At 65.2% G+C, this 12,324-nt stretch carries 14 protein-coding genes and 1 tRNA gene; 10 read left to right on the top strand and 5 right to left on the bottom strand.

Annotation, left to right across the window (positions count from 1 at the left end):
- Nucleotides 1-164 precede the first annotated feature (164 nt).
- Both BSY17_RS18215 and BSY17_RS18220 read right to left on the bottom strand, forming a co-directional pair.
- Entirely contained in the window at nt 165-536 is a 372-nt protein-coding gene (locus BSY17_RS18215; RefSeq protein ID WP_069066526.1) for a hypothetical protein, read from the bottom strand.
- 122 nt (nt 537-658) lie between these two features.
- Nucleotides 659-1,042 (bottom strand): hypothetical protein, encoded by a 384-nt coding sequence (locus BSY17_RS18220; protein WP_037476478.1) that lies wholly within the window; start codon nt 1,040-1,042, stop codon nt 659-661.
- Nucleotides 1,043-1,223: 181 nt separating this feature from the next.
- Here BSY17_RS18220 and BSY17_RS18225 point away from each other — a divergent pair, with 181 nt between their 5' ends.
- The 5 genes from BSY17_RS18225 (at nt 1,224) to queA (ending at nt 4,888) form a co-directional block, all read left to right on the top strand.
- Nucleotides 1,224-1,484 carry an exodeoxyribonuclease VII small subunit gene (locus tag BSY17_RS18225; protein ID WP_037476479.1) on the top strand — a complete coding sequence of 87 codons (261 nt, stop codon included), beginning with the start codon at nt 1,224-1,226 and terminating at the stop codon, nt 1,482-1,484.
- 5 nt (nt 1,485-1,489) lie between these two features.
- The gene (locus tag BSY17_RS18230) at nt 1,490-2,398 is read left to right on the top strand and encodes a polyprenyl synthetase family protein (RefSeq protein ID WP_069066527.1); all 909 of its coding nucleotides are present in this window, start codon (nt 1,490-1,492) and stop codon (nt 2,396-2,398) included.
- Nucleotides 2,399-2,403: 5 nt separating this feature from the next.
- Entirely contained in the window at nt 2,404-2,916 is a 513-nt protein-coding gene (coaD, locus tag BSY17_RS18235; protein ID WP_069066528.1) for a pantetheine-phosphate adenylyltransferase, read from the top strand.
- Between the two features lie 92 nt (nt 2,917-3,008).
- Nucleotides 3,009-3,749: a peptidylprolyl isomerase gene (locus BSY17_RS18240; protein WP_069066529.1), complete on the top strand. Its 741-nt coding sequence runs from the start codon at nt 3,009-3,011 to the stop codon at nt 3,747-3,749.
- A 110-nt stretch (nt 3,750-3,859) separates the two neighbouring features.
- Complete coding sequence (queA, locus tag BSY17_RS18245; RefSeq protein WP_069066530.1) at nt 3,860-4,888, top strand: tRNA preQ1(34) S-adenosylmethionine ribosyltransferase-isomerase QueA; 1,029 nt, start codon at nt 3,860-3,862, stop codon at nt 4,886-4,888.
- Nucleotides 4,889-4,894: 6 nt separating this feature from the next.
- Here queA and BSY17_RS18250 read toward each other — a convergent pair whose 3' ends face one another.
- Nucleotides 4,895-5,230, bottom strand: coding sequence for a DMT family protein (locus BSY17_RS18250; RefSeq protein ID WP_037476486.1), 336 nt, complete (start codon nt 5,228-5,230; stop codon nt 4,895-4,897).
- A 117-nt stretch (nt 5,231-5,347) separates the two neighbouring features.
- Between BSY17_RS18250 and BSY17_RS18255 the strand changes: the two genes are divergently transcribed.
- From BSY17_RS18255 to BSY17_RS18265, 3 genes are all read left to right on the top strand, one after another.
- Nucleotides 5,348-5,423, top strand: a tRNA-Ala gene (locus tag BSY17_RS18255).
- 65 nt (nt 5,424-5,488) lie between these two features.
- Nucleotides 5,489-6,259, top strand: coding sequence for an NUDIX domain-containing protein (locus tag BSY17_RS18260; protein WP_069066531.1), 771 nt, complete (start codon nt 5,489-5,491; stop codon nt 6,257-6,259).
- A gap of 3 nt (nt 6,260-6,262) precedes the next feature.
- The gene (locus tag BSY17_RS18265) at nt 6,263-6,988 is read left to right on the top strand and encodes an extensin-like domain-containing protein (protein ID WP_069066532.1); all 726 of its coding nucleotides are present in this window, start codon (nt 6,263-6,265) and stop codon (nt 6,986-6,988) included.
- Nucleotides 6,989-7,001: 13 nt separating this feature from the next.
- Here the strand turns inward: BSY17_RS18265 and trpE are convergent, their stop codons facing one another.
- Together trpE and BSY17_RS18275 are read right to left on the bottom strand one after the other, a co-directional pair.
- Nucleotides 7,002-8,513, bottom strand: coding sequence for an anthranilate synthase component I (gene trpE, locus BSY17_RS18270; protein ID WP_069066533.1), 1,512 nt, complete (start codon nt 8,511-8,513; stop codon nt 7,002-7,004).
- A 1-nt stretch (nt 8,514) separates the two neighbouring features.
- Nucleotides 8,515-10,464 carry a peptidylprolyl isomerase gene (locus BSY17_RS18275; RefSeq protein WP_069066534.1) on the bottom strand — a complete coding sequence of 650 codons (1,950 nt, stop codon included), beginning with the start codon at nt 10,462-10,464 and terminating at the stop codon, nt 8,515-8,517.
- 209 nt (nt 10,465-10,673) lie between these two features.
- On the opposite strand from BSY17_RS18275, the gene tpiA reads away from it, so the two are divergent.
- On the top strand, nt 10,674-11,426 hold the full coding sequence (gene tpiA, locus BSY17_RS18280) for a triose-phosphate isomerase (RefSeq protein ID WP_069066535.1): 753 nt from the start codon (nt 10,674-10,676) through the stop codon (nt 11,424-11,426).
- 136 nt (nt 11,427-11,562) lie between these two features.
- The gene (locus BSY17_RS18285; RefSeq protein ID WP_069066536.1) at nt 11,563-12,315 is read left to right on the top strand and encodes a class I SAM-dependent methyltransferase; all 753 of its coding nucleotides are present in this window, start codon (nt 11,563-11,565) and stop codon (nt 12,313-12,315) included.
- Nucleotides 12,316-12,324: the final 9 nt, after the last annotated feature.

Genomic DNA, 12,324 nt, shown 5'->3' on the forward strand with positions numbered 1-12,324 from the left:
TCGATCGGGCAGGAGAAACGGGATAAGAGACTGTCGCGCCTCTCCCGCGCTTGTTTGCTGCGATTGCGCGCAGAGGCGGGCGGAGAAGTAGGGGGCGTGTCGGCTTTCTCTGGATGGCGAGAAATGGTGGGAGCGGACATTGCCCTACCCAGCTTTCTCCCCTGCTAGCCGACGATGCACACCACCCTTGAAGGATCATGGAGGTCGTTGGTGTAGATCGACAGCGCTGATTGCACGGCCGCTACCGCAACCTCAATGATAGGCTCGCAAGCGGAAGTGTTGAAGGCCAGCTTGCAACCAGGCGTCTCAAGCAGCCCTTCGAAGATGAGGCTGAGGCTTGGCTCACTGATCTGATCAGCAAAGCTCAACTCGACCACACCATCAACTTCATGGAGGGTCCAGATTGAGACGCAGTTCTTAGTAGAAAGCACGGCCCCCGAACCGGTATCGGCCGGAACCTCTATGATTGCGGTCGGATCATACACGAGAACGACTCCGTTCGGGATCGCGGTTGTGGCCTTAGCAGCATCGGTCATTCCGCATCTCTAGGTGAACGGGGAATGTCCGCAAGGGCGAAACCCGCCAATGCGCAAACAAGAAAAAGGCCGGACCGTTAGGGGCGGTCCGGCCTGGAAATGGTTGAAAGGATCAGGTCGCCTTAAACGTGGCAGGCCTGCGCGCTCTTGCCAGGGACGGTGATGGTGACATTGTCGCCCGAACCGTCGATGGTGTAGCCGCCCTCGGCGGTGAACGGCTGACCGGCTTCGGCCGCCTTCAGCGTGGTGGCTGCGCCGCCCTTTTCGGTGCGCAACAGCGCGGTCTTGTCGTCGCTCATATAATCGACGAACAGCAAGCTGTTGTCCTTGCAGCGGAACTGCTTGTTGGCCTTGACCGACGGCGGCAGCTCGACGGGCGCGGCGTTGGCGAGTTCCGCAGCCATCGGGTCGGCGGGGCCGCCCACGACTTCGGGTTCGTCATTCTGGTTGCAGGCGGACAGCAAGCCAAGGCTCGCGGCGGCGATCAGGGTGATATAAGATTTCATAGCGATCCTTTTATGTGCGTGTGCAGCATGATGCGTCAACGCAAAACTGCGCTATTCCCGCCATGCGCTTGATATGACGTCATGCCGCAGTGCCGTCAGTGGGGTGTCCGAACCATAAGGCATATGCCCGATTGTCCGCTGCGGGCTTGACCGGGCGGGCGGTGGCGGTCAATGCATGGCCATGGCCACCGACAGCAGCACGCAAGCCCCGGACCCCACCCAGCTTTCGTTCGAGGATGCGTTACGCGCCCTCGAATCGATCGTGCGCAGGCTTGAAAGCGGCGATGTGCCACTCGATGAGTCGATCTCGCTCTATGCCCAGGGGGAAGCGTTGCGCAAACGCTGCGCCGACCGGCTGCAGGCCGCCGAAGCGCGGATCGCCAAGCTGACGGTCGATGCCAATGGCGCAGTGACCGGCGCGCAGCCGTTCGGCGCGGACTAAGCGGCATGGGGGGGGATGTTTCGTCGGCGGCTTTGCTGACCAGCCGTTCGCGCGATGTTGCGGCACGGATCGATCATGCGTTCGACCTGCTCTTGCCCGTGACCGACGATGCGCGCGCGCGCCTCTATGAAGCGATGCGCCATGCGGCGATAGGCGGCGGCAAACGGCTGCGCCCCCTGCTGGTCGAAGCGACCTGCGACCTGTTCAACATCGCGCGCGAATCGGCGCTGCGGGTGGGTTTGGCGGTCGAGTGCATCCATGTCTATTCGCTGATCCATGACGATCTGCCCGCGATGGACGATGACGACATGCGCCGCGGCAAGCCCACCGTCCACAAGGCGTTCGACGAAGCCAGCGCCATCCTGGCGGGCGATTGCCTGCACGATGTCGCCTTCGAAATCCTGGCCGACGAACAGACCCATGCCGACCCGTTCGTGCGGATCGACCTGGTCAGGGCGCTTGCGCTGGCCAGCGGCCCGGCGGGCATGGCAGGCGGGCAGATGATGGACCTGGAGGCGGAAAAGTCCCGCTTCGACCTCGCCACCGTCACGCGCCTGCAAAATCTCAAGACCGGGGCCTTGATCGCCTTCTGCGTCGAAGCGGCCGCGATCATGGCGCGCATCCCGGTGGACGCGCGCACCAGCCTGCATGGCTATGCCCGCGACATTGGCCTTGCTTTCCAGATCGCCGACGATCTGCTGGATGTCGAGGGCGACGCGGACCTGGCCGGCAAGGCGCTGGGCAAGGATGCGGCGGCGGGCAAGGAAACCTTCGTGTCGCTGCTCGGCGTCGATCGCGCACGGGCGCAGGCGCATATGCTGGTCGATCAGGCCAAGGCGCATCTGCACGGCTATGGCGCGGAGGCCGACCTGTTGCGCGCCATCGCCGACTATATCGTTGAGAGGGACCGCTAAAGCCCATGAGCAAGCAGCGTATCGGCGTCTATCCCGGCACTTTCGATCCCATCACCCTGGGCCATATGGACATCATCCGGCGCGGCGCGAAGCTGGTCGACAAGCTGGTGATCGGGGTCACGACCAATATCGCCAAATCGCCCATGTTCTCCGACGAAGAGCGGTTGGACATGGTGCGGCGCGAATGTGCGGGGATCGACGCTGACATCGTCGTCATCGGTTTCAATTCGCTGCTGATGGATTTCGCCGAATCGCAGGGGGCGAGCGTCATCGTGCGCGGGCTGCGCGCCGTTGCCGACTTCGAATATGAATATCAGATGGCGGGCATGAACCAGCAGATCAATGCGCGCGTCGAAACCGTATTCCTGATGGCGGACGTCTGCCTGCAACCGATCGCGTCGCGCCTGGTCAAGGAGATCGCGCTGTACGGCGGGCCGATCCACAAATTCGTCAGTCCCGCCGTGCGCGATGAAGTCGTGGCGCGGGTCGATGCGATAGGTCGGAAGGGCAACGCATAACGTCGCTCAGCCTGCGTTCAGTTGCCAATCGCGATCAGCGCGCTATCAGGGCGGCTTGGCCCTATGCCCATAAGATCAAGGAAGTCTGCTTCATGCGTTTCACCTGCGCGCTCAAGACCATGGCGATCGGTGTCGCCCTCGCAACGTCCGGCTTTGCCTATGCGCAGGGTGCGCCCGGCGGCGGCGGGGGTGACGAAGCGAAGCGGGCCGAGGCCGCCGTGCGCGCGCAGGACAATGCCAAGTCGCTGGAAACCGACCTGACCCCCAAGCTGCCGCCCGCGACCGTTCCCGCCGATCCCCAGAATATCTGGGATCTGGACCTGTCGACCGGCGGCCGCGTCCGCATCCAGTTGCGCCCCGACATCGCGCCTGCGCATGTCGAGCGGATCAAGGAATTGACGCGCCAGGGCTTTTATAATGGCTTGAAATTCCATCGCGTCATCCCCGGCTTCATGGCGCAGGGCGGCGACCCCAAGGGCGATGGCACCGGCGGATCGCAACTCCCTGACCTCAAGGCCGAATTCAATCCGATGCCGCATTTGCGCGGCACCCTGTCGATGGCGCGCGCGCAGAGTGAAGACAGCGCCAACAGCCAGTTCTTCATCGTCCTGCTGCCCCGGATGCAGCTCGACAAGAAATATACCGTCTTCGGTCGCGTGATCGAAGGCATGCAATATGTCGATTCGATCGCGCAGGGCGAACCGCCCGCCAACCCCAGCACGATTCTGCAGGCCTCGATCGAAAGCGATGGCAAGCCGCCCGTGACCACGCCGATGCCCGGCATGGCCGCGCCCGCCGCGCCGTCGATCACCGCGCCTGCACCGGAACAATAATAGGCCACAGCTTTCCGTTCGCTTCGAGCGAAGTCGAGAAGCAGCTGGCCCGTCTCGGCTGCGCTCGACACGAACGGTTGCTGGCTTGATCACACGAAACAGATAGACCGATGCGCGTAGACCTGTTCGACTTCGACCTCCCACCGGAGAATATCGCGCTGCGCCCCGCCAGCCCGCGCGATGCCGCGCGGCTGTTGCTGGTGCCGGGGGCAGGGGACTTCGCCGACCTCACGGTACGCGACCTGCCGGGCTTGCTGCGCGCGGGCGACGTCCTGGTCTTCAACGACACCCGCGTCATTCCCGCCCAGTTGGAAGGCACGCGCGGCGAAGCGCGGATCGGCGCGACGCTGCACAAGCGCCTGGGCCTCCGCCAATGGCAGGCCTTCCTGCGCAATGCCAAGCGGGTGCGGGATGGCGACCGGATCGACTTCGGCGCAGGCGTCACCGCGATCGCCGGGCCACGCGACGAAGATGGTGGCGTGACGCTCGACTTCGAAGGCACAGAAGCGGTGGAAGTGCTGCTGGAGCGGGCCGGTCGTATGCCCTTGCCCCCCTATATCGCCAGCAAGCGCCCGACCGACGAACGCGACGTCAGCGATTATCAGACTATGTTCGCGCGCGAGGATGGCGCGGTCGCCGCCCCCACCGCCGCGCTGCATTTCACGCCGGACCTGATGGCGGCGCTGGCGCAGACTGGCGTGCTGACGGAAACGCTGACGCTGCATGTCGGCGCGGGCACCTTCCTGCCGGTCAAGGCCGACGATACTGACGACCATCGCATGCATGCCGAATGGGGCCGCATCGAACCGGCCACCGCCGACCGGCTGAACGCCGCGCGCGCGGCGGGCGGTCGCCTGATCGCGGTCGGCACGACGTCCCTGCGCCTGCTGGAAAGCGCGGCGAGCGAAGACGGCATCATCCATCCCTTTGCCGACGAAACCCGCATTTTCATCACCCCCGGCTACCGCTTCCGCGCGATCGACGGGCTGATGACGAATTTCCACCTGCCCAAATCAACCCTGTTCATGCTGGTCTCGGCGCTGATGGGCCGCGACCGGATGCAGGCCGCCTATGCCCATGCCATCGGCAGCGGTTATCGTTTCTATAGCTATGGCGACAGTTCGCTCCTGCTGCCCTGATCCGATTCATTTCCCCACGAACAAAAACCCCACCGCGCCCATGATGCAGGCGAAGGCGGCGAGGTGGCGCCAGTGGAGGGGTTCGCCCAGCACGGTGACCATGAAGCCGCCGAAGATGACCAGCGCGATCGCTTCCTGCGCGACCTTGAGCTGTCCCGCGCTCCAGCCATGGGCATAGCCGATCCGGTTGGCGGGAACGGCAAAGCAATATTCAACGAGGGCGATGCCCCAGCTGATCAGGATGACCAGCAGGATCGGCTTTTCCATGCCGCCCTTGAGGTGCCAATACCAGGCGATGGTCATGAAGACATTGGAGATGATCAGCAGGGCGATGGTTGGCATAGGGGCCTCTTTTGGAACGGGCGAACGCTTTGGCACCGCGCGCGGTGGCGGCGCAAGCGATCGTGCAAAAAGACCGTTGCAAGCGCCAAATCCCTCGCCTATAGGCAGCGCTCCTTTGGGGCCTTAGCTCAGCTGGGAGAGCGCGTCGTTCGCAATGACGAGGTCAGCGGTTCGATCCCGCTAGGCTCCACCAACCCCTTCCTTTGGGGTTGCTCGAAGGACTTTACCGCCAGCGCCCCGCGCGCCTAAGGCGGTTTCATGACAGAATTGGAACAGCGCAGCCGCCCGGCGGCAACCGTCGTGATCGTGCGCGACCGGGCCGATGGGCCGCCGGATCTATTGATGATGGAACGGGCCAGCACCATGGCCTTTGCCGCTGGTGCGCTGGTCTTTCCCGGCGGCGCGGTTGATGCGGAGGATCATGATCTGGCCGCGCGCATCGACCATGGACTGGACCAAGACGAGGCCGCTGCGCGCATCGCCGCGATTCGCGAGACGATCGAGGAAGCCGGGCTGGGCGTTGGCTTGGATGGCGTGGTGGACGCCGCCACCGTGCTACGCCTGCGCGACGGCTTGCGCGAAGGCGTGGGCCTGGGGGCGTTGCTCGACCGGCATCGGCTGGAAGTTGCGTTCGATGCGCTGACGCCCTTCGCCCGCTGGCATCCCGCGCCCTTCGATCAGGCGACGCGGATCTTCGACACGCGCTTCTACATCGCCCGCGCGCCGGACGGACAGATGGCCACCGTCGATACGACCGAAAATGTAAAGCTGTTCTGGAGCGGCGCGGCGGCCACGCTGGCGCAATGCGATGCGGGGGAGGGGAAGGTGATTTATCCGACCCGGCGCAATCTGGAGCGGCTGGCCCTGTGCGCCAACCATGCTGACCTCGTCGCCCATGCGCGCGCCTATCCGGTCGAAACGGTGCGGCCTTGGCAGGAGGAGCGGGATGGCGAACGGCATTTATGCATCCCCGATCATCTGGGATATCCGGTCACTTCGGAACCTATGGGGCAGGTCAGGCGTGCTTGAGCCATGCGCAAACTTCATGTGACCCTTCGCCGCCTCGTCCTGCTTGCCGTCCTGCTGCTTCTCCTGCTGCTCGGCTATGCCGTGGTGCGGCAGCGGCCGCAGGACATGCCCTGGACTGACCTCGACTTGAGCCAGCCGATCGGCATGTTCACCGGGCGCAAGCTGACCGCGCTGACCGGCGATGCCGCGCAATGCCGCGCGCTGCTCGACCGGGCGGGGGTCGATTATGTCGCGGTGCAGCCGGGCGGGGCGGACCAGTGCGCCTATGCCGATGCGGTGCGATTCCGCGCGGAAAAGCACGCGATCGCGCTGGCCCCGGCGTCGGTCGCGCCATCCTGTCCCGTAGTGGCAGCGCTCAAACTGTGGGAGTGGCAGGTCGTGCAGCCCGCCGCCCAGCGCATCTATGGCCAGTCGGTGCGGTCCGTGCGCCATCTGGGCAGCTATAGCTGCCGCCGCATGTATGGCCGCAGCGAGGGCGATTTCAGCGAACATGCGACCGCCGACGCGCTTGACGTGGCGGGCTTCACCCTGGCCGACGGCCGCAGCATCAGCGTGCTGCGCGACTGGCAGGGTGAGGGCGAGGATGCGCAATTCCTGCGTGCCGTGCGCGACGGGGCGTGCGACCTGTTTTCGACCGTCCTGTCACCCGATTATAATGCCGCGCATCGCGACCATTTCCATCTCGACCAGGCCGAACGCGGTGCGACTGGCTGGCGGGCGTGTCGATAAGCCTTAGCCCCGTTTACTGCCCGAACCCCGCATCCCGCGCCAATGCCACGGCTTCGCGCGCCGCCGCCAGCAAAGCGCCGCTCTTGGCCTCGCATTCGCGCTGTTCATAGTCCGGGTTCGAATCCGCAACGATGCCCGCACCCGCCTGCACATGCATCACGCCATCCTTCAACACGGCGGTGCGCAGGACGATGCAACTGTCCATATTCCCGTCCGGCCCGAAATAGCCGACGCCGCCCGCATAAGCGCCGCGCGTTTCGGGTTCCAGTTCGGCGATGATCTCGCACGCGCGCACCTTGGGCGCGCCGGAGACGGTACCCGCCGGGAAGCCCGCGAACAAGGCATCGAGCGCATCCTTGTCGGGCGACAGGCGGCCGACCACATTGGACACGATATGCATCACATGGCTGTAAAATTCGACCGTATAGCTGTCGGTCACGGTCACGCTGCCCGCCGTCGCCACCCGGCCGACATCGTTGCGGCCAAGGTCGAGCAGCATCAGATGTTCGGCCCGCTCCTTGGGATCGGCGAGTAGGCTTTCGCGGTTTGCGGCATCCTCCACGGCATTCTTGCCCCGCGGGCGCGTGCCTGCGATCGGCCGGATCGTGACTTCGCCATCGCGCGCGCGGACCAGGATTTCCGGGCTTGAGCCGATCAGCGCGAAGCCGGGCAGGTCGAGATAATAGAGGAAGGGCGACGGATTGATCCGCCGCAGCGCCCGGTAAAGCGCGATCGGCGGCAGGGTGAAGGGGCTGGTGAAGCGCTGCGCCAGCACCACCTGAAAAATGTCGCCCGCCACGATATAGTCTTTGGCGCGATCGACCATGGCGGCATAGCGGCCCGGCTCCAGCACCGGGGTCACGGCGATGTCGGCAATGTCGGCCTGGGCGGGGGCGGCCGGGATCGGCGCAGCCAGCCGCGCGGCTGTCGCCTCGATCCGCTCCAGCGCCTGTTCGATGGCGCGATCCGGGTCGGCAAAACTGCCCTTCCACACCGGCGCGACCAGATAGAGCTGATCGGCAAGTCGATCGAAGATCAGGATGACGGTCGGCCGCACGAACAGCATGTCGGGCAGGTCGATCGGATTGGGGGCAGGGCGGGGCAGCTTCTCGACCAGGCCCACCGTCTCATAGCCGAAATAGCCGACCAGGCAGGCGAGCGCCGCGGGCAATGCCGGGTCCATCTCCGCCCGGCATTCGGCCACCAGATCGCGCAAGGCGTCCAGCGCACCCGCCTCCAGCGGCGCAAAGGCGTCGCGGTCGGTCGCCCAGTGGCGGTTGATCGCCGCGCTCTGCCCATGGGCGCGAAACACTAGGTCGGGGGCCAGGCCGATCAGGCTGTAGCGGCCACGTACCGCGCCGCCCTCGACCGATTCGAGCAGATAGTCACCGCGATCGGCCTCGAATAATTTGAGCGCGGCGGAAATCGGCGTGTCGGTGTCGGCAATCTGCCGCCGCCACACGAGCGCGGACTCGCCGCGCTCCAACGCCGCCCGCGCCGCTGCGTCGCCCCCGCCTGCGATCATCTTACTGGTCGCCGCTGGTGGTGGCGGCCAGCGCCCTGCGCACGCCTTCGACCGCATTGGCATTGCGCGTGACCTTCAGATGCTTTTCGACCGCGCGCTCGAACTGCTGGCCATATTCCTGGCCGATCACTTCGCCGAGCTGGTCGCGCATCTGCGCCATCAATTCGGGCTGGTTCTTGGCATCGCCCCGTTCGATCGCGTTGAGCTGGACCACGAAATAGCCGCGATCCTGGCCGATCGGCAGCGTCTTGACCGTGTTCGCCGCCATCGAAAAGAGGATGGCGATTTCGGCGGGCGGGCGCTGTTCGCCGCGCATGATGTCGGCGCGCTTGCCGCCCAGCGTCTGCGGCGCGGGCAGCTTGACGCCAGCCTGCGCGATCGCGTCGGCCAGCTTCATGCCCTTGGCCACCTTGGCGCGGATCTGTTCGGCCAATGCCTTGGCCTTATCGTTGCCTGCGTTCAGCTTATATTGCGCCTGCACGATCGGCTTGACCTTGGCCAGCGGCGGCGGCGCAGCGGCGACGATCTCGCCCGGTGCAATCAGCGCATAGCGCTTGTCGGGGGTGATCGGCACCATTTGCGCATCGTCGTCGGCGCTCATCGCAAAGACGGGTGCCAGCAGTGGCTGCACGTCGGGTGCCACGACATAGGCCTGATCCTCGACCTGCTTGCCAGTGGCGAGCAGCAACGGGCTGGTTTCGAGCTTGAGGCCATTATCCTTGACTACTTCCTCGAACGTCCCGCCATCCGCGATCTGATCTTCCAGTTTGCCGGTAAAGTCGGCCAGCAATTGCTTTTCCTTCTGCGTGCGCAGCGTCGCGACGATTTCGTCCCGCACCGACGCCAGCGCGCGGGCAGGAATGTCCTTGACCGCCGTCACACGCAGCAACAGCCAGCCGAGGGGCCCGCGCACGGGACCAACCAGATCGCCTTGCTTGGCGGCAAAGGCGGCATCGACCGCAGCCTTGCCCGCCGTGGTGGTAAGTGTCGCAGGGGTCTGGTCGGCCAGCGTCGCCACCGCCAGGCCAGCGCCCTGTGCAGCGGCGGACAGCGATACGCCGCCCTTCACCTTGTCGGCAATCGCCTTGGCAGCAGCCTCGGTCGGCAGCACCAGCTGCTCGATCGTCCGGCTCTGCTTGGCGGCATAGGCGGCCTTGTTCTGGCTATAAGCGGCGGTGATTTCCGCATCGCTTGGCTGCGAGGCTTGCGCGAAACGCTCGGCATCGACCACGGCATAGCGGATGCGCCGCTGTTCGGGGATGGTGAAGCGATCGGCGTTGCGCTTGTAGAAATCGGCCAGTTGCGCGTCGGTCGGGTCTTTCTCGTCCAGGAACGCGACCGCCGGGATCGCCGCAACCGTGCCCTGCCGCGCTTCCAGCAGCAACGAGGCATAGGGCAAGACCAGGCTGTCGGTCGGCTTCACGCCCATGCCGATCGGGGTCAGCAATTGCCGCTGCAGGATTTCGCGGCTGATATCGTCGCGCAAATCCTTTTCCGTCAGCCGCTCGCGTGCAAGCAGATTGCGGAAATTCTCCTGGCTGAAATTGCCGGCTGCGTCCTGAAACGCCGGAATTTGCGCGATCTGCGCATCGACCAGCCGCTTTGAGATGTGCATGCCCTGATCGTCGGCAAAAGCGCGCAGCGCCAGTGACGCGACCAACTGGTCATAAACCTGCGCCGCGCCGCCCTGCGCGAAGAAATCGTTGATCTGCAGACCGGGATCGGACCGGCGCGCATTATCGAACACCCGCTGCACCCGCTCCTGCAACTCGGTTTCGGTCAGCTTGTAGCCCTTGGCCTTGGCTGCCGTGCCGCCACCGCCAAAGCTGGTCCCGAACTGACCGCTCGACAGGTCGCCCAATATGAAGGCTGCGGCGATCGTCCCTAAGAATAGCAGCGCGAACACTGCCCCGAACCGGGATTTGATGAAGCGGCGAAAGACAGAAAGCATGAAAATATCCGAACTGCGGCGGGATGGCGGCCCGCTTTAAGGGCGGATGCGCGCGGCGGCAAGGCTTGCACTGGACAAATGCGCGAGCGCCGTTCATCGCCTCTGACCAGTCCATGTCCCTTCCGATGGAGACGCGACGCCACAGCAGACTGGCGCGCGGCGGCGGGGGCGGGGCGACGTGCAGCAATAAAGAATAAGGGGAATAGACGATGGGCAGGCGCAAGCTGGTTGTCGGCAACTGGAAAATGAACGGGATGCAGGCTGCGTTGGACGAGGTCGCCGCCATCGGCGCGCGCGCGGCGCAGCATCCAGCGGTAGAGGTCGGCCTCTGCCTGCCCGCCACGCTGATCGCCGCGGCGGACGCGCGCAAGGGGGCTGCCTTCATCGGCGCGCAGGATTGCCATATGCAGACAAGCGGCGCGCATACCGGCTGCCTGTCGGCGGCGATGCTGGCCGAAGCGGGGGCCAGCTGGACCATCGTCGGCCATAGCGAACGGCGGCAGGATCAAGGCGAAACCGACGGCTATGTCGCGGCCAAGGCTTTGGCGGCCAAGGCTGCGGGCCTGCGCGTCATCCTGTGCGTCGGCGAAAGCCTGGACGTGCGCGACGCGGGCAACGCCGAAGCGCTGGTTTCGGCGCAATTGCTGGCGTCCCTGCCCGAAGGCGCAGCGGCGGACTGGCTCGCCATCGCCTATGAACCCATCTGGGCAATCGGCACCGGCCGCATCCCGACGATGGAGGCGGTCGCGACCATGCACGCCGCCTTGCGTGCTGCGCTAGCAAGCCGGATCGGCGACGAAGCGCAGGACATGCGCATCCTCTATGGCGGGTCGATGAATGGCGACAATGCCGCTGAACTGATGGCCATCGCCGACGTCGATGGCGGCCTGGTCGGCGGCGCCAGCCTGACCGCCGAAAAATTCGCCCCGATCATCGCTGCGGCTGATGGGGTGGTGGACTGACGAAAAATCCTCCCCTGCAAGGGGGAGGATGCCTTTGCCCCTTGACCTTCCGAATATATCACGCCGCTCTCGCCACCCCTCGTCAAACGCTTGCGATATTGTATAGCCCATCCCCTGTTCCCAAGCGGAGAATGCCGTGATTACTGTCCAGCGGGTGGCCAAGGCCGTCGGCAAGCATCTGACCCGAACCGCGCTCCAGGCGCGCAAAGCTGCGGGCGTGCGGCGCAAGCGGGGCTGCCCGGCCTGTGGCGCGACCGTGGTGGGCTTCTTCCGCTATGGCGACAATGGCGAATGGGGCTGCCCCGAATGTGGCGCATCGCCGCGCGAACGGTTGATGAACTGGCTGATCGCCAATGGCCGCCTGACCGTGCCAACCGAAGGCGCGATCCTGCATATGGCGCCCAATGAAGCCAGCCTCGTCCGCCGGTTCGCCGCCGCCGCTTATTATATGCCCGCCGATCTCGATCCGTCGCGCTATACCGTCCCCAATATGGCGCAAATCGACCTGATGGAGCTGGCCGTCACCGACCGCTACGACCTGTTCTACGCCAGCCATGTGATGGAGCATGTGCCCGACGACATGTCGGTGCTGCGCAACATCTACCGCGCGTTGAAGCCGGGCGGGGAGGCCTGGCTGATCGTGCCGCTGTGGACCAAGCCGACCGAAGATGGCAGTTTCGACATCCCCCCGCGCGAGCGCGAGCGCCGCTTTGGCCAATGGGATCATGTGCGCCAATATGGCCCCGATATCGCCGACCGCATCCGCGCGGCGGGCTTCGACCTGGAAGAAATCGACGCCAGCAGCATCGACGTTGCCGCGCGCCATTATTATGCGCTGGACGACCGGCTGTTCCGCGCCCGCAAGCCCGGCGGAGCCGCGACGCGGTGAGCATCCTCG

Source organism: Sphingobium sp. RAC03 (assembly GCF_001713415.1).
Classification (GTDB): Bacteria; Pseudomonadota; Alphaproteobacteria; order Sphingomonadales; family Sphingomonadaceae; genus Sphingobium.

Excerpts from the sequence above, each read along its gene's own strand:
- BSY17_RS18215 (WP_069066526.1), bottom strand. The coding sequence starts at position 536 with ATGACCGATGCTGCTAAGGCCACAACCGCGATCCCGAACGGAGTCGTT.
- BSY17_RS18220 (WP_037476478.1), bottom strand. The coding sequence starts at position 1,042 with ATGAAATCTTATATCACCCTGATCGCCGCCGCGAGCCTTGGCTTGCTG.
- BSY17_RS18225 (WP_037476479.1), top strand. The coding sequence starts at position 1,224 with ATGGCCACCGACAGCAGCACGCAAGCCCCGGACCCCACCCAGCTTTCG.
- BSY17_RS18230 (WP_069066527.1), top strand. The coding sequence starts at position 1,490 with ATGGGGGGGGATGTTTCGTCGGCGGCTTTGCTGACCAGCCGTTCGCGC.
- coaD (WP_069066528.1), top strand. The coding sequence starts at position 2,404 with ATGAGCAAGCAGCGTATCGGCGTCTATCCCGGCACTTTCGATCCCATC.
- BSY17_RS18240 (WP_069066529.1), top strand. The coding sequence starts at position 3,009 with ATGCGTTTCACCTGCGCGCTCAAGACCATGGCGATCGGTGTCGCCCTC.
- queA (WP_069066530.1), top strand. The coding sequence starts at position 3,860 with ATGCGCGTAGACCTGTTCGACTTCGACCTCCCACCGGAGAATATCGCG.
- BSY17_RS18250 (WP_037476486.1), bottom strand. The coding sequence starts at position 5,230 with ATGCCAACCATCGCCCTGCTGATCATCTCCAATGTCTTCATGACCATC.
- BSY17_RS18260 (WP_069066531.1), top strand. The coding sequence starts at position 5,489 with ATGACAGAATTGGAACAGCGCAGCCGCCCGGCGGCAACCGTCGTGATC.
- BSY17_RS18265 (WP_069066532.1), top strand. The coding sequence starts at position 6,263 with ATGCGCAAACTTCATGTGACCCTTCGCCGCCTCGTCCTGCTTGCCGTC.
- trpE (WP_069066533.1), bottom strand. The coding sequence starts at position 8,513 with ATGATCGCAGGCGGGGGCGACGCAGCGGCGCGGGCGGCGTTGGAGCGC.
- BSY17_RS18275 (WP_069066534.1), bottom strand. The coding sequence starts at position 10,464 with ATGCTTTCTGTCTTTCGCCGCTTCATCAAATCCCGGTTCGGGGCAGTG.
- tpiA (WP_069066535.1), top strand. The coding sequence starts at position 10,674 with ATGGGCAGGCGCAAGCTGGTTGTCGGCAACTGGAAAATGAACGGGATG.